Origin of the sequence: Pseudoxanthomonas sp. PXM04, from assembly GCF_014851695.1 — a bacterium.
Taxonomy (GTDB): domain Bacteria; phylum Pseudomonadota; class Gammaproteobacteria; order Xanthomonadales; family Xanthomonadaceae; genus Pseudoxanthomonas_A; species Pseudoxanthomonas_A beigongshangi.
In genome coordinates this window covers 38,724-57,492 of record NZ_JACVAG010000005.1, presented here as the reverse complement: position 1 = coordinate 57,492, position 18,769 = coordinate 38,724, and the positions used below count along the sequence as shown (strand labels likewise).

Below are 18,769 nucleotides of genomic sequence, written 5' to 3'. Positions count from 1 at the left end.
CCAGCGAGTCTAACAACTCTTGTCCGCCATCCCCCAATCGATCTGCCTGCTGCGCCTGTCGGCGCTCGGCGACGTGACCCACGTGGTGCCGCTGGTGCGCACCCTGCAGCGGCACTGGCCGCGGACCCGCCTGCACTGGGTCATCGACAAGGCCGGGCACAAGCTGCTGGACGGCCTGGAGGGCGTGACCTTCCACACCTACGACAAGCGCAGCGGCCTGGCCGGCATGCGCGCCCTGCGCCGGGAGCTGCCGGCCGGCGGCTTCGACGTGCTGCTGCAGATGCAGGTGGCCCTGCGCGCCAACGTGCTGTCGGCCTTCATCCCGGCCCGGCGGCGCATCGGCTACGACCACGCGCGCTCCAAGGATCTGCATGGCCTCTTCATCAACGAGCGCATCCCCGACCGCCCGGGCATCCATGTACTGGACGCGATCGGCAGCTTCTGCGAACCGCTGGGCCTGAAACAGGACCAGGTGATCTGGGACCTGCCCTATCCGCGGGAAGCGCGCGACTGGGCCGCCGCGCAATGGCCGCAGGACGGGGCGCCGGTGCTGATGATTTCCCCGTGCTCCAGCCACGTGCGCCGCAACTGGCATGCCGATCGTTACGCCGCGCTCGCCGATCACGCCGCCGGCCACGGCTGGCGGGTGGTGCTGTGCGGCGGTCGCAGCGATCTGGAGCGCAGCACCACCGATGCGATTCTCGCCGCGATGCGCGCGCCGGCCCTGGACCTGGTCGGCAAGGACACGCTGAAGCAGTTGCCCGCGCTGCTGGAGCGCGCCGACCTGCTGGTCACGCCGGACTCCGGCCCGATGCATATCGCCAACGCGGTCGGCACCAAGGTGCTGGGCCTGCACGCGGCCAGCAATCCGCGCCGCAGCGGCCCCTATTCGGATATCCGCTACTGCGTGGACCGCTATGACGCCGCCGCGCGCAAATACCTTGGCAAACCTGCCGACGCGTTGAAGTGGGGCACCAAGATCGAGTTCGACGAGGTGATGGATCTGGTCACCGTCGAAGACGCGATCGCGGCGTTCGAGCGGTATCGGGCCGATACCGCGCGCTGACATGATCACGGGCGCATAATTCCGGATCCGCCGCACCGGGAATCCGCCATGTCGCTCGCCACGCTGCTCGAAATCGAACTGCCGCTGCTGCAAGCACCAATGGCCGGCGTGCAGGGCAGCCCGCTGGCCATTGCAGTGAGCCAGGCCGGTGGCCTAGGCGCCCTGCCCTGCGCGATGCTGTCAGCGGACGCCGTCCGCGCGGAAGTCGCGGCCATCCGCGCGCAGACCGAAGCGCCATTCAATCTCAATTTCTTCTGCCATGCGCCGCCGCAACCGGATCCGGCGCGCGAAGCCGCCTGGCGGCTCAGACTCACCGCCGACTACGCCCGCTTTGGCTTGGATCCGGATGCCTTTCCGGCCGGCGCGGGACGGCGGCCTTTCGATGCCGATCTGCTGGCGCTGGTGCGCGAACTGCACCCGCCCGTGATCAGCTTCCATTTCGGGCTGCCGGATGAGGCGCTGATCGCGCCGCTGCGCGAATGGGGCTGCAAGTTGCTGGCCTCGGCCACCACGGTGGAGGAGGCGCGCTGGCTGGAGACGCGCGGCGTCGATGTAATCATCGCGCAGGGACTGGAAGCCGGCGGGCACCGCGGCCTGTTCCTCACCGACGACCTCACCACCCAGTCCGGCACCTTCACCCTGTTGCCGCAGATCGTCGCAGCGGTGCGTTGCCCGGTAATTGCGACCGGTGGCATCGCCGACGCGGCCGGCGTGGCGGCGGCGATGGCGCTGGGCGCGGCGGGCGTGCAGGTCGGCACCGCTTTTCTGCTATGCCCCGAGGCCGATACCGGTCCGCTGCACCGCGCGGCCCTGCAAAGCCCGGCGGCGGCGCACACCGCGCTGACCAACGTGTTCACCGGACGTCCCGCGCGCGGCATCGTCAACCACGCGATGCGCACGCTGGGGCCGATGGCGACTGACGCGCCCGCGTTTCCGCTCGCAAGTGCGGCCATGGCGCCCTTGCGGCAAGCGGCCGAGACGCGTGGCAGCGGCGACTATTCGCCGCTGTGGGCCGGCCAGAACGTGTCCGGCGCGCAGGCGATACCCGCGGCGCAAATGGTGTGGGATCTGGCGCGGGGATTCGGCACGCAGGAACCGACCTGCCTGGTGTAGTCCCGCGCGCGGTGGTTACGGCGTCGCGCCGGTCTTGTAGTCCTGGTAGGACTTCTCTTCCACGTAGCTGGAGCCCAGCGCCAGGTTGATGTCCTTCTTGATGCGTGCGCGTTCGTCGTTCTCGAAGTAGACGCTGCGCGCCAGGCGGACGAATTCCTCATCGAACGCCTGCGCCTTCTCCTTGACGCGGATGTCGTCCTCGATCACCCACAGGCGCTCGTTGACCGCCTTGAGCTGGGCGCGCAGTTCACTGATGTTGTTGACCGCCGCCGGATGCGCCATCCAGGTCTTTTCCAGTGCGCTCAGTTCGTTGCGCACGTTGGCCAGCTTGGCCGGGTCGCTCATCCGCTCGGACTTGATCTGCAGGATGGCGATCTTGTCGAGCAGTTCGCCGAAGGAAACGGGGACGAGGATTTCGGACATGGCGCGGCACCGCGAAAACGGGACGGCCAGTGTACCGGATGGCGGATACACGCCCGCTCGCACGGCGCTAACATGGTCGCTTTCCGCATCGGGATGTCCTCCATGAATTCATCGGCCCAACGGGTTGTCGTCACCGGCGCTTTCGGCGCGCTTGGCCGGGTGGTAGTGCAATCGCTGGTCGCTTCGGGTGCGACGGTGGCAGCGCTGGATCACGCGCCCGCTCCCGCCGAAACCACCGCCGGCGTGCATGCCTTCGGCGGCATCGACCTGGCCGATGCCGAGGCGGCAAAAACCGCGCTGGAGCAGGCCAGGCAGGCGCTCGGCGGCATCGACGCGCTGGTGAACATCGCCGGCGGCTTCCACTGGGAAACCCTGGCCGAGGGCAGCCTGGACACCTGGGACCGGCTCTACCGGCTGAACCTGCGCACGGCCGTGGCCGCCAGCCAGGCCGCGCTGCCGTTCCTGCTCGCCGCCGGCGGCGGCCGCATCGTCAATATCGGCGCGGCCGGCGCGGTCAAGGCCGGCACCGGCATGGGCGCGTACGCGGCCTCCAAGGCCGGCGTGGCGCGCCTTACCGAGGCGATGGCGGAGGAATTCAAGGATCGCGGCATCACCGTCAACGCGCTGCTGCCCAGCATCATCGACACCCCCGCCAACCGCGCCGACATGCCGGACGCCGACACCTCGCGCTGGGTGACCCCGGAACAACTGGCGGGGGTGGTCCGGTTCCTGCTGTCCGAACCGGCCGCCGCGATCACCGGCGCGCTGATTCCGGTGACTGGTCGGGTCTGAGAAGTTCCCGAAACGCAAGAGCCCCCTTGCGGGGGCCCTGTAACGTGCGGAGAGGGGGGATTCACTCGGCACTGCGTGCCTCGCCCTGCGAGCGGCTTCGCCGTGCAGAACGGCTGCGCCGTTCTGTCGAACCCGTCGGGGTTCTCTCCAGATCCCCACACTCCGCCAGATACGCAAAAGCCCCCTTGCGGGGGCCCTTGCGTATCTGGCGGAGAGGGGGGGATTCGAACCCCCGATACGCTATTAACGTATGCCTGATTTCGAGTCAGGTACATTCAACCACTCTGCCACCTCTCCGGTGGTCCCCGGCGCGCGGCCGGGGGCGTGAATGATACGGGTCGGGCCCTCCGCCGACAAGCCGAAGCTGAAGATTCCGGCCGGATTCGTCGTTTCCCACTGAACGAAAACTCTCCCGGGCTCGCTTTTGCTTGCCCGCTGTCCGTTTCGCCCGGATCATTCCGTATCAACCAGCAGGGAACTTCCCTCCCCCGCTCCCACCATCAGGACATCAATGATCGAATTCGGGCACATCACCCACGTAGGCCTCAGAAGGGAGCTGAACGAGGACACCTACTACGGCGACAGCGAGCTGGGACTGTGGCTGGTGGCCGATGGCATGGGAGGGCACGCCTGCGGCGAGGTGGCCAGCGCGCTGGCGCGCGAGACCATCGTGCGCGAGATCCGCGATGGCACGCCGCTGCACCAGGCCATCCGCATCGCCGACGAGGAAATCATCCGCACCTCCCGGCGCCGCAACGACACCCTGCCGATGGGCACCACGGTGGTCGCCGCGCGGGTCCAGGGCAACCGTTTCGAGGTGGCGTGGGTCGGCGACAGCCGCGCCTACCTGTGGCGCGACGGCCAGTTGGCTCAATTGAGCCAGGACCACAGCTACGTGCAGGAACTGATCGCACAGGGTTCGCTGACCAGCGAACAGGCACGCTCGCATCCGCACCGCAACGTGGTGACCCAGGCGCTGGGCGTGACCGACCCGACCCACCTCAACGTGGAAACCCTCACCGGCGAACTGCGTCCGGGCATGCAGTTGCTCCTGTGCAGCGACGGGCTGACCGAGGAAGTGGACGATCGCAGCATCGCGGACACCCTGAGGCTGTCCGACTGCAGCGCGCAGGAATGCGTGGATTGCCTGATCGCCGCGGCCCTCGATGGCGGCGGTTCGGACAACGTCACCGCCATCCTGGTGCGCTGCCACTGACGTAGAGCGGAGCTTGCTCCGCTTGCCCCCGGATCTCCCGCCCCGGTTCGCCGAGCAAGCTCGGCGCTACGAGGTATGTTGCCTGCTCCGCCTGAGATTCAGGCGATGGCGGTTTCGGCCATGGCCGGGTTGTCGAGTTCGTCCCACAACGCCTTGCCGGCTTTCTTGCGCAGCTTTTCCAGGCGCGCCTCGTGCGCGGCCTGTTCCGCCGCGCCGATCTGCACGCGCGGGCGCGGGCCGGCGGCCAGGCCGCTGAAATCGGCCGCCACCACCGCCGCGCCGGAACTCGGTTCGTCCAGGCCGGCAAAGCCGATTTCCCGCTGGCCGGCGGTCAGCGCGAGGTAGACATCGCAGAGCAGCTGGGCGTCGAGCAGCGCGCCGTGCAACTGGCGATGGGTGTTGTCCACGCCCAGCCGCTTGCACAGCGCGTCCAGCGAATTGCGCTGTCCCGGGAAGCGTTGGCGCGCCAGCAGCAGCGAGTCCTCCACGGTCACCCGATCCTGCAGGCGCCCGTAGTGCTCGCCCAGCAACGACAGTTCGTAGTCGAGGAAGCCCACGTCGAACGCGGCGTTGTGGATGATCAGTTCCGCGCCGTCGATGAAGGCGAGGAACTCGTCGGCGATCTGCGCGAACAGCGGCTTGTCCGACAGGAAATCCAGGCTCAGGCCGGTGACCTCCGCCGCGCCCTGCTCGAACTCGCGCTGCGGATGGATGTACTGGTGGTAGGTGCGGCCGGTGGGCCGGCGTTCGAGCAGTTCGACGCAACCGATTTCCACGATGCGGTTGCCCTTCTTCCATTCCAGGCCGGTGGTTTCGGTGTCGAGGATGATCTGTCGCATGCGTCTGTCTTGCCTATTGCTTGTCTGATTGCCAGGCGAACAACTTCAGTTCGATGTCGTCCGCCGCCAGCCGGACCATTTCACGGTACCCGAAGTCCAGGCCCTGCAGGGTCCGGATCGAGGCCGCATTGTCCGGGTCCACCACCGCCAGCACGGTGGCGATGCCCTGTTCGCGCGCCGCAGCGAGCACTGCCCGCGCGGCCTCGGCCACGTAACCATGGCCACGAAAACGCGGCAGCAGGGCGTAACCGAGATCGGGGTGCGCCAGCGGCGGCCGCTTGATCAACCCGCACATGCCCACCGCCGCGCCGTCCTCGCGCCGTTCCACCCGATACAGGCCGAAACCGTTGAGCCGGTAGCTCGCCACCGGTCCGTCGCGCAGGTAGTCGACTGCCTGCGCCAGCGAATGCACGCCGCGGTCGCCGATGTAGCGGAGGAAATCCGGGTCGTTGAGCAGTTCCAGCACGAAGGCGGTATCGCCGGGTGCATGCTCGGACAGCTCGAACAGGCGCAGGCGCTCGGTTTCGAGCACGGGTGAAAGATTCATGCCGCTTACTTTACCGCGCCGCCGTCTCGGAACCTGAGCGCCTGCATGCGCGCCAGCTGATCGACGCGTTCGTTGTCCGGGTCCCCGTTGTGGCCCTTCACCCAGTGCCATTCGATGCGATGGCGCCGGGTCGCCTCGTGCAGGCGCTCCCACAGATCACGATTCTTGACCGGGTCGCCGGCGGCGGTCTTCCAGTTGCGCCGCACCCAGTTGGGCATCCATTCGGTGATGCCCTGGCGCACATACTGGGAATCGATGTACAGCGCGACCGCGCATCCCTCGGTGAGGGTCTCCAGCGCCACGATCGCCGCCATCAACTCCATCCGGTTGTTGGTGGTCTGGGCTTCGCCCCCGGAAAGTTCGCGTTCCTTCTTCTGGTAGCGCAACAGGGCGGCCCAGCCCCCGGGCCCGGGATTGCCCAGGCAGGAGCCGTCGGTATGGATGGAAATCTGCTTCATTGCTTCCTGTGGGTTGTGGGTTCAGGCGTGCGCCGCGCCGGTGTTCCAGCGACGCCGGGCCGGCGCGGGCGGAATCAGGGCGGCGACGCGTTTTTCGGCTTCCAGCACGCAGACCGCGCGGAACCGGTTGAAGGAAAGGTGCGGCGCCATCGCGGTGCCGCGCAGCAGCGGCCCCTGGTAGCCGGCTCCGGCGGCGAGCGGGTGCAGGCCGGCCTGGCGAAGCGCGCCCTGCCAGCTGGCGGCATCGCGGACCCGCAGGGCGGCACCGCGCCAGCGCCACCGGTACGGGCTGAGGGGGTTGAGCGTGTACAGGCGCAGGCGTCCGCCGGGGGCGAGCACGCGCGCGCACTCGCCCAGCAGATCCGTCGCCGAACCGGCCTCCGGCACGTGCTGGACGACGATGCTGCCGAAGGCCTCGCTGGGCAGCGGCAAGGGCAGTTCGCAGCGCAGATCGCCGCTGAAGCCGTCCGGATGCCGCCACAGCCACAACTGCCGGCTGAAGCCGTGGAGCACGACCGGCGGGCGCGTCGGGGCCGGGGAGAGCCACAGCGCCGGCTGGGCCGGCCGCAGCGTCAGCCATTGGCCGGCGGCGACGGTCTCGGCTGCCAGCAGGGCCTGCCCGCGCCCGGCATCGAACCATGCCAGGGCATCGGGTTGACGGCTGAACTCGAAGGCAGGCATGTTCGGGATTGTAGTGGACGACCCTTCCAGCGTCCCTCCCCAAAACCATCGCCCATGCGCCTGACCGCCCTGCCCGCCTTCGACGACAACTACATCTGGGCGCTGGCCGACGACGACGGCGATGCGCTGATCGTGGACCCCGGGGACGCCGCGCCGGTCCTGGCCGCCGCCGACCAGGGCCTGTGGCCCGCGGCGGTCCTGCTGACCCATCACCACAACGACCATATCGGCGGCGTGGCGGCGCTGCGCGCCCGCTGGCCGACCCTGCCGGTCTACGCGCCGGAGGACGAGCGGATTCCGTTCGACTGTGTGCGGGTGGGCGATGGCGCCCGCGTGGCGCTGAAGAACTGGCGCCTGGAGGTGCTGGCCGTGCCCGGCCATACCCGCAGCCACATCGCCTATCTGGGCGGAGGCCAGGACCAGGATCACCTGTTCTGCGGCGACACCTTGTTCAGCCTGGGCTGTGGGCGCATGTTCGAAGGTACGCCGTCCCAGATGCTGGGTTCGCTGGACCGCCTGGCCGCCCTGCCCGGCTCGACCGCGGTCTGCTGCGGCCACGAGTACACCCTGGCCAACGCCGCATTCGCCCGCGCGGTGGATCCCGCCAACGAGGCCCTGCGTCGCAGAACCGAGGAAGTCCACGTCATGCGCCAAGCCGGCCGTCCGACCCTGCCGTCGACCCTGGCCCAGGAAACCGCGACCAACCCGTTCCTGCGGGTGGACAGCGAGGCCGTGCGCGCGGCCGTGGCGCACCGGCTGGGGCGCGCGCCCACCGACCGGGTCGAGACCTTCGCCGAACTGCGGCGCTGGAAGGACCAGTTCCGCGCATGAACCGGCGCGGCCCGCTTCCTGGCCTGCGAGCCGGCCTGCTCGCGCTGGCCTGCAGCGCCGGCCTGGGCCTGGCACTGTCGCCGGCACAGGCGAGCCAGCCTTCGGCCCCCCCGATCGAACTGGTCACGGTGCCCCCCAGCCAGCAGGAAAGCGGGCTGGAAATCTACCAGCGGTTCCGCGACGGCCTGGCCGAACCGCAATGCGATGCCGCCGCCACCGGCCCGCGCTGGAAGAAGCACTTCGCCCACGCGCCGAGCCAACTGGTCAAATCGGACGACGTGCTACCGCTGTTCGGTTATGTCGTGGACGCGCTGCGCGAGGCGCACCTGCCCACCGAGTTCGCACTCATCCCCTTCGTGGAAAGCGGCTACAAGCCCGGCGCGCGCAACGCCAGCGGTCCCGCGGGCCTGTGGCAGTTCATCGGCATCACCGCACGGAACCATGGTGTGCCGGTGCGCGAAAGCTACGACGGCCGGCTCTCGCCGGTGGATTCCACCCAGGCCGCGGTGCGTTACCTCAAGACCCTCCATGGCATGTTCGGCGGCGATTGGCGGCTGGCGGTGATGGCCTACAACGCCGGCGAGTACCGGGTGCTGCAATCGATGCGCCGCGCCGGCATGAATGCGCAGAACGCCCGCCCGGCCGAGCTGCCCGGGCTGTCCAGCATCACCTACGCCTACGTCGAAAAGCTGCATGCGTTGGCCTGCATCTTCGAACAGGCCGACGATCGCGGCGAATGGCTGAAACGGCTGGACCGTCCAGTGCCTCGCCTGTCCGCGCACGCCTTGCCCCGCGATGCCGCCAGCCTGGAGCGCTGGGCGGAGGCCAACGGTCACGACAGCGCCCTGCTCAAGCGCCTGAATCCGGCCTTGGGCAAGGGTGTCCCGCGCCTGGACAAGCCGGTCAGGATTCTCGCTCCCGATTCCCAGGGCATCGTGGCGGCGTCCTCGCCCCGGCTTGCCGAGGCGTCGGTCGAAGCGGAGCCCGGACCCGGTCCGTCCGCCGCTGGCATCGGCGCCGCCGCAAGCGCTTCGCCGCCGTCGCGGGACACCACCGTCGCCAGCGCATCCCGTCGTTCGCACACCGTCCGCGCCGGCGAATCCGCCTGGACCATCGCGCGGCGGTACGGCCTCAGGCCGCAGCAGTTGCTATCGCGCAATGGCCTGAAGTCCGACGCCATCCTGCGCCCGGGCATGGTGCTGGCGCTGGACGAAAGCCAGCCCTGACGACAGGACGGCTCTCGGTCCTTCCGGATCGAGGTCATGCCGGCTCCGTGCCGATGCCGTGTGGCGCAAAAGATCCGATAAAAAAAGCCCGGCGTTTGCCGGGCTTTTTCGTTCACCGCGTCGGGGTCGAACGCCTTAGAGGCGATCTTCCATCACGGTGACCTTGTACTGCTTGCGCATGGTGTCGATGAAACCCTGGGTGGCGACGCCGCCGCCCAGTTGGATCAGCTGCTGCTTCATGCCATCGCGCTGCTCGGCCGGCACCTGCGCGGCATCGCCGTCGGTGACCTTGGTGACCGCGAACACGGCGAACGCGCCACCGCCCAGCGCGACCTTGCCGGTCGACGCCTTGCCCGCGGCCGGACGCGGCACCGCGAAGATCGCCTCGTTGCCCTCCGCGGTCGGCACCGGCATGCCGCGCGGCATGCCCGGCATTTCGTTGAACTGGAGCTTGTCGGCGGTGGCAATCGCCTGCAGCGTCTCGCCCTTGGCGATGCGCGCCAGCACCGCGTCGGCGGTGGCGGCGGTGGCCTTCTCCTGGCGATCGGCGCGGATCGCGGCGATCACCGCGTCACGGACCTGGGCCAGCGGCTGCGGCTGCTCCGGCGTATGGCCGACCACGCGGATCACCACGCTGTGGCTGGGCGCGATCTCGATCGGATCGCTGACCGTACCGTCCTGCACCAGCGCCTCGGAGAACGCGCTGCGCAGCACCGCCGGGTTGGCGGCGATGCCGCTGGCGTTGGCGCGCGAGAACGGCCCGATCTTCTGCACCGGCAGGCCAACGGCCTTCGCGGCCGGCTCCAGCGCGGTGGGGTTCTTCAGCACTTCGTTGACGAGTTTGCCGGCCAGTTCGTTGTAGGCCCGCTCGGCGTCGGCGGTGGCCTGCTCGCGGGCGAGTTCGTCGCGGACCTCCTCGAAGCTCTTGCCCTGGCCCGGCTTGATCTCGTTTAGCTTCAGCACGTGATAGCCGAAGTCGCTCTTGACCGGGCCACGGATCTCGCCGGCCTGCATGGCGAACGCGGCGTCCTCGAACGGCTTGACCATCGATCCGTCGCGCGCGAACGCCGGCAGCAGGCCGCCGGTGTCCTTGGAACCCGGATCTTCCGAATTGGCCTTGGCCAGCGCGGCGAAGTCGGCGCCCTGCCTGGCCTGCGCGGCCAGCGCGGCGGCCTTGTCCTCGGCCTTCTTCAAGGTGGCGGCGTCGGCACCGGCCGGCGCGCCGATCAGGATGTGCGATACCACGCGCTGTTCCGGCGCCACGAAGCGGTTCTTCTCGGTTTCATAGCGCTTGCGCAGGGTCGCCTCGTCCGGCGCCACGGCACCCGGCAGGGTCGCGCCGTTGACCTCGACATACTCCAGCGAGACCGTTTCCGGCTGGCGGTAATCGGCCTTGTGGCCGTCGTACCACTTCTGGATATCGGCGTCGGACACCGGCGCGGTATCCGGTGCGGCCGGCGGCACCAGCGCCAGGCCCACGTCGCGGGTCTGCGCCAGCAGCTTGAACAACCGCTCCAGTTCGCCCTTGGTGACGAAATCGGAGGTGCCGATGCCTTCGGGCATCACCATCATCTTCAGGCGCTCGCGTTCCTGCTCCTGGAACTTCAGCGGCGACAGCGCCGGCACCTGCGAAGCCAGCACCAGCTGGTAGCGTTCGGCATTGAATTTGCCGTCGACCTGGAAGGCCGGTTCGGCGGCGATGGCCTGGTTGACGGCGGCATCGCCGATCACCACGCCCGCACGTTCGGAAGCCAACGCCAGCACGCGCTGGTTGATCAGCTGCTCGAGGATCTTGAGCTTGTTTTCCTTGCTCTCGAACTCGCGCGCATCGAAATTCTCGCCCAGCATCTGGCGCTGCTGCTGGCGCGCGGCCTCGAAGGTCGTACGGAATTCGTCGACCGTGATTTCCTTGCGCTGCCAGAGCCTGGACACCGGCCACCAGTTCGGCGCGGATTTCCACCAGGTGGGCGGCGCCTCGACGGTCGCGACATCGTTGGCCGTGCCGCCGGTCATGTATTCGTTCACGCCGACAAAGGCGAACGGAATGATCAGCAGGCCCAGGATGAGGGTGGCGATCCACCCGGATGTCTTATCGCGGAGTTTTTGCAGCATCGATGCGTGGCTCGATTTCAGTAGCCGCGCAGTTTACCGCGCTTCGCGGTGGTTCGCCGCAACCCTGCCGCACCGCCCGGGCCCGTTCATCCACGGACGCCGGCAGCGGTCCCCGGAAAAGCAGAAAGCCCGCTTTCGCGGGCTTTCCGGGATAACTGGCGGAGTGGACGGGACTCGAACCCGCGACCTCCGGCGTGACAGGCCAGCATTCTAACCGACTGAACTACCACTCCGCGCTGAGTCGACCATTGTACGGGGCTTCCGGAAATTGTGCCAGACCGGTCGAACAGATTTTTCAGGTTCGGTCCCCTGTCGGCACCGTGCCCAGGGACCGCATCTCTCCCTGCCCGCGGTTGCCAAGGGGCCACGGGAGCCCGTCGCTTGCTTCCGCCGCGCCTCCGGCGGCCTGGCCGGAATGACCGGGCAGCGGCGGTCGCGGGGGCCCCCGGCGTGCGTTCGGCGTCATCCCTGCCGCACCCTTCCCGGTGAAAGGTCGGCCAGACCTGTTTCGTTCGGAGCGGGTTGTTCCCTGTCCCGCCGGGACTCGTCCACCGTGGCGCACCTCCCTCCCTCTCGACGACCTGCTGCGCCCGCGCCCGCCCCCACGGCAGCCACGCAGCCGCAGCCGCGCAGAGCATTCGTTCCCATAAATCGGCCCCCTATGGCGGCGCCAGGTGCTTTCCGGCCACAACCGAATCGGAGCGGATTCGCTCGCCGCCCTTTCTTCCCGCATGGGCAAGAGATTCCTCGACACGAGCGACCCTCATTCGTCGATCTTGAGAACGAACAATGCAAACGGGCCCCGGAGTCATCCCGATAGAATCGACCTCTGTTCGCACTGCCATTGCTCTTGTGTCATGCCGCCTTCCCGCCTGCTTCGGCTCCTCACCTGGCTACTCCTGCCCATCTCGATGATCGCCTCCGGTCGTTCCGCCGATGGCGCCGCCGAGTCCGGACATCCGGTGAACGCCGCGACTTCCTTCATCCCTTATCTCCATGCCGACGGCCGGTTCGGTTTTGTCGATGCTCATGGGCAGACCCCGTTCTCGAAAACCTTCGAAGATGCGCAGCCGTTCACCGAAGACCGGGCCGCGGTGAAATCGGGCGGGAAATGGGGCTATATCGATCTGCGGGGCCGTTGGATCGTGCATCCGCGTTTCACCGAAGCCAGGCCATTCAGGGACGGCGTGGCCTGGGGCGCCATCGTCAAACCGTCCACCCGAAGCGGATTCATCGATTTGAATCCGTTTCATTCCACGGGAAGCCGGAAGTGTTATCTCATCTCTCCGGACGGCCACACACGCCCTTGCGGCGGCGACTATCCGGATCGCTACGACGTGGCGTCCAGCCGTTTCCGGGAGCCGTCGTCGGATTCCCGGGAGCTTCGCGTGGTACGCGCCCCGGACCGCAAGAGCGTCGGTGTGCTCGGTACCGATGGCCGGCAAATGGTCCCGTTCGGCATCTATGACGATCTCCGATATCAATACGACAATTTTTTCGTGGTTCATCGCGTCGTCGGCGGCTGGGGCATCCTGGATGCGGCGCGCAACGTGGAAGTCGTGACCGCGGATCGGCCAAGCTTCGAGTACCTGAAATATACCTCTCCCGAACTGCCGCTCCGCCTGCTGGTCGTGCGACGGGACGACGACACCCGCTGCCTCCTCGATCACGCGGGGGCGGAACTCCATTGCGGCCTGAGCGAGGTTTCGCCTTGGGGAGAGAGTCTGATCGCCGCCAGCAACGGGCAAAAGCAATGGGGAGCTCTCGATACGCGCGGACAACGGGTCATCCCGTTCCGCTATGACTCGGAATTCCGTTTCCGCGATGGCCTTGCGCGCGTGCGTCTCGATGGGGATGAGTTCTACATCGACCTTCAGGGTCGCGAGTACCGCGCATCGTCCGCGCCGGACTGACGGAAATTCAAGCGAGGCGCCATCCACGACGACGCGATTGGTCCGCGGGGCGCTACGCGACATCCGCATCGCTCCGGACGCTGGAAGCAACCACCATCGCCATCTTTCGCGCGACCGACAGGCAACAAAAAACCCCTGACTTCTCAGGGGTTTTTCATGTTCGTGGCGGAGTGGACGGGACTCGAACCCGCGACCTCCGGCGTGACAGGCCAGCATTCTAACCGACTGAACTACCACTCCGCGGAAACTTAAACAGTTGGTCCGGTTTGGTGGGTGCTGAGGGTTTCGAACCCCCGACCCTCGCCTTGTAAGGGCGACGCTCTACCGCTGAGCTAAGCACCCGTTCAACCGACCGGACTCACTCGGCAGCAGCGAGTCGATTAGTTTACGGCATCCTTCAGGGCTTTGCCAGCCTTGAAGGCGGGATTCTTGGAAGCCTTGATCTTGATGGTGTCGCCGGTCTTCGGGTTGCGGCCGGTACGGGCGGCGCGCTTGCGCACCTGGAAGGTGCCGAAGCCCACGAGGGTCACGCTGTCGCCCTTCTTCAGGGCCTTGGTGATGCTGGAAATCACGGCGTCGACGGCACGTCCAGCTTCAGCCTTGGACATTTCGGCTTCGTCGGCGACGGCATCAACCAATTCGGTTTTGTTCATGTAGAAACTCCTTTTGCGGAACAACCGCGGAATGTGTAACCGGAATGCGCGGGAATCTGATCGTCACGCGCTTCCGGTCGTCTTCCACGAACACGACGAGAACGATGCTCATCGTGTTTGCGGGTGACGCCGTTATACCAGCGGGTATACAGGCACGCAAGCCGAAAACCCAATAATGACGCGGGTTTTGCGGGTTTTTTACCTTCCGTGTATGCCGCGATTCAGTGCTTGACGTCGGGCTGCACGGGCGCCTTGCGGCGGGCCGGCACGCGCCGCGGCTTGCCCCCCTCGGTCGGCGCCGCGGTGGGCGCCAGCGGCCGTTCCAGCGCGAGATCCAGCACCTCATCGATCCAGCGGACCGGCACGATCTTCATGCCCTGGGTGACGTTGGCGGGAATGTCGGCGAGGTCCTTGCGGTTCTCTTCCGGGATGATCACGGTGGTGATGCCGCCGCGCAGCGCCGCCAGCAGTTTTTCCTTCAGGCCACCAATGGCGGACACGCGCCCGCGCAGGGTGATCTCGCCGGTCATCGCCACGTCGGCACGCACCGGCGTGCGGGTCAGCGTGGACACCAGCGCGGTCACCATTGCGGCACCGGCGCTGGGACCATCCTTCGGCGTCGCGCCGTCGGGCACGTGCAGGTGGACGTCGTGCTTCTGCAGGTACTCGGCATCGATGCCCAGTGCGGTGGCGCGCGCGCGCACCACCGACATCGCGGCGGCCGCGGATTCCTTCATCACGTCGCCCAGCTGGCCGGTCAGGGTCAACAGGCCCTTGCCCGGCACCAGCGCGACTTCGATCTGCAGCAGATCGCCGCCCACTTCGGTCCAGGCCAGCCCGGTGACCAGGCCAATCTCGTTCTGCTCCTCGGCGCGACCGAAATCGAAGCGGCGCACGCCGGAATACTTGTCCAGGTTCTTCGAACTGACCTGCACCAGTGCGCCCTTTTTCTTCTTCTTGGCCGGCTGCGGGCCGGCCAGCGCGATTTCCTTGACCACCTTGCGGCAGATCTTGGCGATTTCGCGTTCCAGGTTGCGCACGCCGGATTCGCGCGTGTAGTAACGCACCAGGTCGCGGATGGCGTCCTCGGCGATCGTGAGCTCTTCCGGCTTCAGGCCGTTGGCCTTGATCTGCTTGGGCAGCAGGTAGCGCAGGGCGATGTTGAGCTTCTCATCCTCGGTATAGCCCGGGATGCGGATGACTTCCATGCGATCCAGCAACGGGCCGGGGATGTTGAGCGAGTTGGAGGTCGCGACGAACATCACTTCGGACAGGTCCAGATCCACTTCCAGGTAGTGATCGTTGAAGGCGCTGTTCTGCTCCGGATCCAGCACTTCCAGCAGCGCCGACGAGGGATCGCCGCGGAAGTCCATCGACATCTTGTCGATTTCGTCCAGCACGAACAGCGGATTCTTGCTGCCGGTCTTGTTGAGGTTCTGCACGATGCGGCCCGGCATCGAACCCACGTAGGTGCGGCGGTGGCCCCGGATCTCGGCCTCGTCGCGCACGCCGCCCAGCGACATGCGCACGAACTTGCGGTTGGTCGCCTTGGCGATCGACTGGCCCAGCGAGGTCTTGCCCACGCCCGGCGGCCCCACCAGGCACAGGATCGGGCCGCGCATCTTCTGCACGCGCGACTGCACGGCGAGATATTCGAGGATCCGTTCCTTCACCTTGTCCAGGCCGTAATGGTCGGCGTCCAGGGTTTCCTGCGCGACCTTCAGGTCCTTGCGGACCTTGCTGCGCTTCTTCCACGGCACGCCCAGCAGCCAGTCCAGGTAATTGCGCACGACCGCCGCCTCGGCGGACATCGGCGACATCTGCTTGAGCTTGTTGAGTTCGTTCTTGGCCTTGGTCTCGACCGCCTTGGGCATGCCGGCCTCGGCGATCTTGCGGGCCAGTTCCTCCTGCTCGTTCGGCGCGTCGTCGAGCTCGCCCAGTTCCTTCTGGATCGCCTTCATCTGCTCGTTGAGGTAGTACTCGCGCTGGCTCTTCTCCATCTGCGACTTGACCCGGCCGCGGATGCGCTTTTCCAGCTGCTGCACGTCGATTTCGCCGTCGACGAAACCGACCAGCAATTCCAGCCGCTCGCCGATGCCGATGGTTTCCAGCAGGCGCTGCTTGTCGCTCAGGCGCACGCCCAGATGGGCGGCGATGGTGTCGGCCAGGCGACCGGGTTCATCGATGCCGGCCAGCGTCTGCAGCAGTTCCGGCGGCAGTTTGCGGTTGGTCTTGACGTACTGTTCGAACAGGCCCATCAGCGAACGCGCCACCGCTTCGATTTCACGCGGCTCGCGGCCTTCGGTGGATTCGATTTCCTCGCCTTCGCCGTACAGCGAACCGTCGCGCTCGACGACATTGGAAACCTTCACGCGGGAGACGCCCTCGACCAGCACCTTGATGGTGCCGTCGGGGAGCTTCAGCAATTGCAGGACCTGGGCCAGGGTGCCGATGCTGTAGAGATCGGCGGCCACGGGATCGTCGGTCTCGGCCGACTTCTGGGCCAGCAGCAGGATGCGCTTGTCCGCTTCCATGGCCTGCTCCAGCGCGCGCATGGACTTGTCGCGGCCGACGAACAGGGGAATGACCATGTGCGGGAACACCACTACGTCGCGTAGCGGCAGGACCGGCAGGTCGAGAATTTCGGTGGGGGTACGGCGGGGCATGGGGGCTCCAGCGGATGCGGAATTACGGAGGCCAAAAAGCCAATGGCCCCGTTATGGGGCCATTGTCGGGAGGATGCAAGTGCAACCTCTAAATGTTAATTGAATCAAATACTTGCACCGAATGCTCGGCCTCGCTTCATTCCGCGGCGGCGACCTTCTGGGCCGGCGGATTCTGGTAGATCAGGTACGGCTCGGACTTGTGTTCGATGACCGATTCGTCCACCACCACTTTGCTCACGTTTTCCAGCGACGGCAGGTCGTACATAGTGTCCAGCAGGACCGACTCGACGATGGTGCGCAGGCCGCGCGCGCCGGTCTTGCGCTTGAGCGCCTTGCGGGCAATCGCCGACAGCGCGTCCGGGCGGAACTCCAGTTCCACGCCTTCCATGTCGAACAGCTTCTTGAACTGCTTGGTGATGGCGTTCTTGGGCTCGGTGAGGATCTTGACCAGGGCCGGCTCGTCCAGTTCCTCCAGGGTCGCGACCACCGGCAGGCGGCCGACGAACTCGGGGATCAGGCCGAACTTGATCAGATCTTCCGGCTCGACCTCGGACAGCAGCTTGCCGGTCTCGGTCTTGCGCTCGGCGCTGCGGACCTTGGCGCCGAAGCCAATCCCGCTGGCCTCGGTGGAGCGCTGCTGGATGATCTTGTCCAGGCCGGCGAACGCGCCACCGCAGATGAACAGGATGTTCTTGGTGTCCACCTGCAGGAATTCCTGCTGCGGATGCTTGCGACCGCCCTGCGGCGGCACGCTGGCGACGGTGCCTTCGATCAGCTTCAGCAGCGCCTGCTGCACGCCTTCGCCGGACACGTCGCGGGTGATCGACGGGTTTTCGCTCTTGCGCGAAATCTTGTCGATTTCATCGATGTAGACGATGCCCTGCTGCGCCTTCTCGACATCGTAGTCGCACTTCTGCAGCAGCTTCTGGATGATGTTTTCCACGTCCTCGCCCACGTAACCGGCCTCGGTCAGGGTGGTGGCGTCGGCGATGGTGAACGGCACGTTGAGCAGGCGGGCCAGCGTCTCGGCCAGCAGGGTCTTGCCGGAACCGGTCGGGCCGGCCAGCAGGATGTTCGACTTGGCCAGTTCGACGTCGTCGTTCTTCTGCCGGCTCTCGATGCGCTTGTAGTGGTTGTAGACCGCCACCGCCAGGGTGCGCTTGGCGCGCTGCTGGCCGATCACGTACTGATCCAGGACTTCCAGGATCTCGCGCGGCTTGGGCAGGTGGCTGCGGGCGGACTGCGCCTTCTCCTCGAGTTCCTCGCGGATGATGTCGTTGCACAGCTCGACGCATTCATCGCAGATGAACACGCTGGGGCCCGCGATCAACTTGCGGACTTCATGCTGGCTCTTGCCGCAGAACGAGCAATACAGGATCTTGCTGCTGTCGCCGGTACGGCCCTGACGGTCTTCGCTCATGCTTCGATTACTCGGTCACCCTGCCCGCTAGGCGGACTCGGTCGGAGAATAGCACACGGCCCCGGCCTGTCAGCCGGGTCCGCGGAGGGGGTGGCAGGCGCGGCAAACAGGGTCCGCGCCCGGGGTTCACGCCGGCTGGATGGTCTCTTCAGGACGGCGTTCCAGCACCTGGTCGACCAGGCCATAGGCCTGCGCGTCGGAGGCGCTCTTGAAATTGTCGCGCTCGGTGTCGCGCTCGATGGTTTCCAGGGCCTGGCCGGTGTGCTTGGCCAGGATCTGGTTCAGGCGCGAACGCAGGGTCAGGATTTCACGGGCATGGATGTCGATGTCCGTGGCCTGGCCCTGGAAGCCGCCCAGCGGCTGGTGGATCATCACCCGCGAGTTGGGCAGCGCATAGCGCTTGCCCTTGGCGCCGGCGGCCAGCAGCAGCGCGCCCATGCTGGCGGCCTGGCCGATGCAGACGGTGCTGACGTCCGGCTTGATGTACTGCATGGTGTCGTAGATCGCCATGCCGGCGGTGACCACGCCGCCGGGCGAATTGATGTACAGGCTGATGTCCTTCTCGGGGTTCTCGGCCTCGAGGAACAGCATCTGCGCCACGATCACGTTGGCCACCTGGTCGTCCACGCCGCCGACCAGGAAGATCATGCGTTCCTTGAGCAGGCGCGAATAGATGTCGTAGGCGCGCTCGCCGCGGCTGGTCTGTTCGACCACCATCGGCACCAGGTTCAAGGCTTTGGTTTCAATGCTCATCGGCTTTTTCGCGCCCAAATTGTCGTGGAGGGGTCCGGCCTAGGATAGCCGGACCGGGAC

The 18,769-nt window shown here is 66.8% G+C and carries 17 protein-coding genes and 4 tRNA genes; 7 read left to right on the top strand and 14 right to left on the bottom strand.

The features are described 5' to 3' along the window. The first annotated feature begins 19 nt into the window (after positions 1-19). Both IB228_RS13055 and IB228_RS13050 read left to right on the top strand, forming a co-directional pair. Positions 20-1,066 carry a glycosyltransferase family 9 protein gene (locus IB228_RS13055; protein WP_183637691.1) on the top strand — a complete coding sequence of 349 codons (1,047 nt, stop codon included), beginning with the start codon at positions 20-22 and terminating at the stop codon, positions 1,064-1,066. A gap of 48 nt (positions 1,067-1,114) precedes the next feature. Then, positions 1,115-2,179 (top strand): nitronate monooxygenase, encoded by a 1,065-nt coding sequence (locus IB228_RS13050; protein WP_192198816.1) that lies wholly within the window; start codon positions 1,115-1,117, stop codon positions 2,177-2,179. 15 nt (positions 2,180-2,194) lie between these two features. Here the strand turns inward: IB228_RS13050 and IB228_RS13045 are convergent, their stop codons facing one another. Continuing rightward, the gene (locus IB228_RS13045; RefSeq protein ID WP_183637696.1) at positions 2,195-2,602 is read right to left on the bottom strand and encodes a DUF6165 family protein; all 408 of its coding nucleotides are present in this window, start codon (positions 2,600-2,602) and stop codon (positions 2,195-2,197) included. Between the two features lie 102 nt (positions 2,603-2,704). On the opposite strand from IB228_RS13045, the gene IB228_RS13040 reads away from it, so the two are divergent. Then, positions 2,705-3,394: an SDR family NAD(P)-dependent oxidoreductase gene (locus IB228_RS13040; protein ID WP_192198815.1), complete on the top strand. Its 690-nt coding sequence runs from the start codon at positions 2,705-2,707 to the stop codon at positions 3,392-3,394. A 206-nt stretch (positions 3,395-3,600) separates the two neighbouring features. Here the strand turns inward: IB228_RS13040 and IB228_RS13035 are convergent. Further along, positions 3,601-3,691, bottom strand: a tRNA-Ser gene (locus IB228_RS13035). Between the two features lie 214 nt (positions 3,692-3,905). On the opposite strand from IB228_RS13035, the gene IB228_RS13030 reads away from it, so the two are divergent. After that, complete coding sequence (locus tag IB228_RS13030) at positions 3,906-4,610, top strand: PP2C family serine/threonine-protein phosphatase (RefSeq protein WP_141456270.1); 705 nt, start codon at positions 3,906-3,908, stop codon at positions 4,608-4,610. Positions 4,611-4,708: 98 nt separating this feature from the next. On the opposite strand, the gene dnaQ is transcribed toward IB228_RS13030, so the two are convergent. The 4 genes from dnaQ to IB228_RS13010 are packed head-to-tail and all read right to left on the bottom strand — an operon-like array spanning position 4,709 to position 7,135. Next, complete coding sequence (dnaQ, locus tag IB228_RS13025; RefSeq protein WP_192198814.1) at positions 4,709-5,449, bottom strand: DNA polymerase III subunit epsilon; 741 nt, start codon at positions 5,447-5,449, stop codon at positions 4,709-4,711. 13 nt (positions 5,450-5,462) lie between these two features. Continuing rightward, the gene (locus tag IB228_RS13020; RefSeq protein ID WP_183637702.1) at positions 5,463-5,996 is read right to left on the bottom strand and encodes a GNAT family N-acetyltransferase; all 534 of its coding nucleotides are present in this window, start codon (positions 5,994-5,996) and stop codon (positions 5,463-5,465) included. Positions 5,997-6,001: 5 nt separating this feature from the next. Then, positions 6,002-6,454, bottom strand: a complete 453-nt coding sequence (gene rnhA / locus IB228_RS13015; protein WP_183637704.1) for a ribonuclease HI — start codon at positions 6,452-6,454, stop codon at positions 6,002-6,004. 21 nt (positions 6,455-6,475) lie between these two features. Continuing rightward, on the bottom strand, positions 6,476-7,135 hold the full coding sequence (locus tag IB228_RS13010) for a class I SAM-dependent methyltransferase (protein WP_225562448.1): 660 nt from the start codon (positions 7,133-7,135) through the stop codon (positions 6,476-6,478). Between the two features lie 54 nt (positions 7,136-7,189). Here IB228_RS13010 and gloB point away from each other — a divergent pair, with 54 nt between their 5' ends. Together gloB and IB228_RS13000 are read left to right on the top strand one after the other, a co-directional pair. Continuing rightward, positions 7,190-7,966 (top strand): hydroxyacylglutathione hydrolase, encoded by a 777-nt coding sequence (gene gloB, locus IB228_RS13005; RefSeq protein ID WP_192198813.1) that lies wholly within the window; start codon positions 7,190-7,192, stop codon positions 7,964-7,966. Continuing rightward, positions 7,963-9,192 carry a lytic transglycosylase domain-containing protein gene (locus tag IB228_RS13000; RefSeq protein WP_192198812.1) on the top strand — a complete coding sequence of 410 codons (1,230 nt, stop codon included), beginning with the start codon at positions 7,963-7,965 and terminating at the stop codon, positions 9,190-9,192. The genes gloB and IB228_RS13000 overlap by 4 nt, the downstream gene beginning before the upstream one ends. A gap of 135 nt (positions 9,193-9,327) precedes the next feature. On the opposite strand, the gene IB228_RS12995 is transcribed toward IB228_RS13000, so the two are convergent. Then, on the bottom strand, positions 9,328-11,304 hold the full coding sequence (locus IB228_RS12995; RefSeq protein ID WP_183637712.1) for a peptidyl-prolyl cis-trans isomerase: 1,977 nt from the start codon (positions 11,302-11,304) through the stop codon (positions 9,328-9,330). A gap of 156 nt (positions 11,305-11,460) precedes the next feature. After that, positions 11,461-11,537, bottom strand: a tRNA-Asp gene (locus IB228_RS12990). Positions 11,538-12,161: 624 nt separating this feature from the next. Between IB228_RS12990 and IB228_RS12985 the strand changes: the two genes are divergently transcribed. After that, the gene (locus tag IB228_RS12985; protein WP_192198811.1) at positions 12,162-13,217 is read left to right on the top strand and encodes a WG repeat-containing protein; all 1,056 of its coding nucleotides are present in this window, start codon (positions 12,162-12,164) and stop codon (positions 13,215-13,217) included. Positions 13,218-13,380: 163 nt separating this feature from the next. On the opposite strand, the gene IB228_RS12980 is transcribed toward IB228_RS12985, so the two are convergent. From IB228_RS12980 to clpP, 6 genes are all read right to left on the bottom strand, one after another. Beyond that, a tRNA-Asp gene (locus IB228_RS12980) sits at positions 13,381-13,457 on the bottom strand. Positions 13,458-13,484: 27 nt separating this feature from the next. Continuing rightward, positions 13,485-13,559: transfer RNA gene (locus tag IB228_RS12975), tRNA-Val, on the bottom strand. 38 nt (positions 13,560-13,597) lie between these two features. Next, positions 13,598-13,870 (bottom strand): HU family DNA-binding protein, encoded by a 273-nt coding sequence (locus tag IB228_RS12970; RefSeq protein WP_141456262.1) that lies wholly within the window; start codon positions 13,868-13,870, stop codon positions 13,598-13,600. A gap of 221 nt (positions 13,871-14,091) precedes the next feature. Next, positions 14,092-16,536, bottom strand: a complete 2,445-nt coding sequence (gene lon / locus IB228_RS12965; RefSeq protein ID WP_183637718.1) for an endopeptidase La — start codon at positions 16,534-16,536, stop codon at positions 14,092-14,094. A gap of 136 nt (positions 16,537-16,672) precedes the next feature. Next, entirely contained in the window at positions 16,673-17,956 is a 1,284-nt protein-coding gene (gene clpX, locus IB228_RS12960; RefSeq protein WP_183637721.1) for an ATP-dependent Clp protease ATP-binding subunit ClpX, read from the bottom strand. Positions 17,957-18,082: 126 nt separating this feature from the next. After that, on the bottom strand, positions 18,083-18,709 hold the full coding sequence (clpP, locus tag IB228_RS12955; RefSeq protein ID WP_183637724.1) for an ATP-dependent Clp endopeptidase proteolytic subunit ClpP: 627 nt from the start codon (positions 18,707-18,709) through the stop codon (positions 18,083-18,085). Positions 18,710-18,769 lie beyond the last annotated feature (60 nt).

Coding starts and splice junctions, on each gene's coding strand:
- IB228_RS13050 (WP_192198816.1), top strand. CDS start 1,115: ATGTCGCTCGCCACGCTGCTCGAAATCGAACTGCCGCTGCTGCAAGCA.
- IB228_RS13045 (WP_183637696.1), bottom strand. CDS start 2,602: ATGTCCGAAATCCTCGTCCCCGTTTCCTTCGGCGAACTGCTCGACAAG.
- IB228_RS13040 (WP_192198815.1), top strand. CDS start 2,705: ATGAATTCATCGGCCCAACGGGTTGTCGTCACCGGCGCTTTCGGCGCG.
- IB228_RS13030 (WP_141456270.1), top strand. CDS start 3,906: ATGATCGAATTCGGGCACATCACCCACGTAGGCCTCAGAAGGGAGCTG.
- dnaQ (WP_192198814.1), bottom strand. CDS start 5,449: ATGCGACAGATCATCCTCGACACCGAAACCACCGGCCTGGAATGGAAG.
- IB228_RS13020 (WP_183637702.1), bottom strand. CDS start 5,996: ATGAATCTTTCACCCGTGCTCGAAACCGAGCGCCTGCGCCTGTTCGAG.
- rnhA (WP_183637704.1), bottom strand. CDS start 6,454: ATGAAGCAGATTTCCATCCATACCGACGGCTCCTGCCTGGGCAATCCC.
- IB228_RS13010 (WP_225562448.1), bottom strand. CDS start 7,135: ATGCCTGCCTTCGAGTTCAGCCGTCAACCCGATGCCCTGGCATGGTTC.
- gloB (WP_192198813.1), top strand. CDS start 7,190: ATGCGCCTGACCGCCCTGCCCGCCTTCGACGACAACTACATCTGGGCG.
- IB228_RS13000 (WP_192198812.1), top strand. CDS start 7,963: ATGAACCGGCGCGGCCCGCTTCCTGGCCTGCGAGCCGGCCTGCTCGCG.
- IB228_RS12995 (WP_183637712.1), bottom strand. CDS start 11,304: ATGCTGCAAAAACTCCGCGATAAGACATCCGGGTGGATCGCCACCCTC.
- IB228_RS12985 (WP_192198811.1), top strand. CDS start 12,162: ATGCCGCCTTCCCGCCTGCTTCGGCTCCTCACCTGGCTACTCCTGCCC.
- IB228_RS12970 (WP_141456262.1), bottom strand. CDS start 13,870: ATGAACAAAACCGAATTGGTTGATGCCGTCGCCGACGAAGCCGAAATG.
- lon (WP_183637718.1), bottom strand. CDS start 16,536: ATGCCCCGCCGTACCCCCACCGAAATTCTCGACCTGCCGGTCCTGCCG.
- clpX (WP_183637721.1), bottom strand. CDS start 17,956: ATGAGCGAAGACCGTCAGGGCCGTACCGGCGACAGCAGCAAGATCCTG.
- clpP (WP_183637724.1), bottom strand. CDS start 18,709: ATGAGCATTGAAACCAAAGCCTTGAACCTGGTGCCGATGGTGGTCGAA.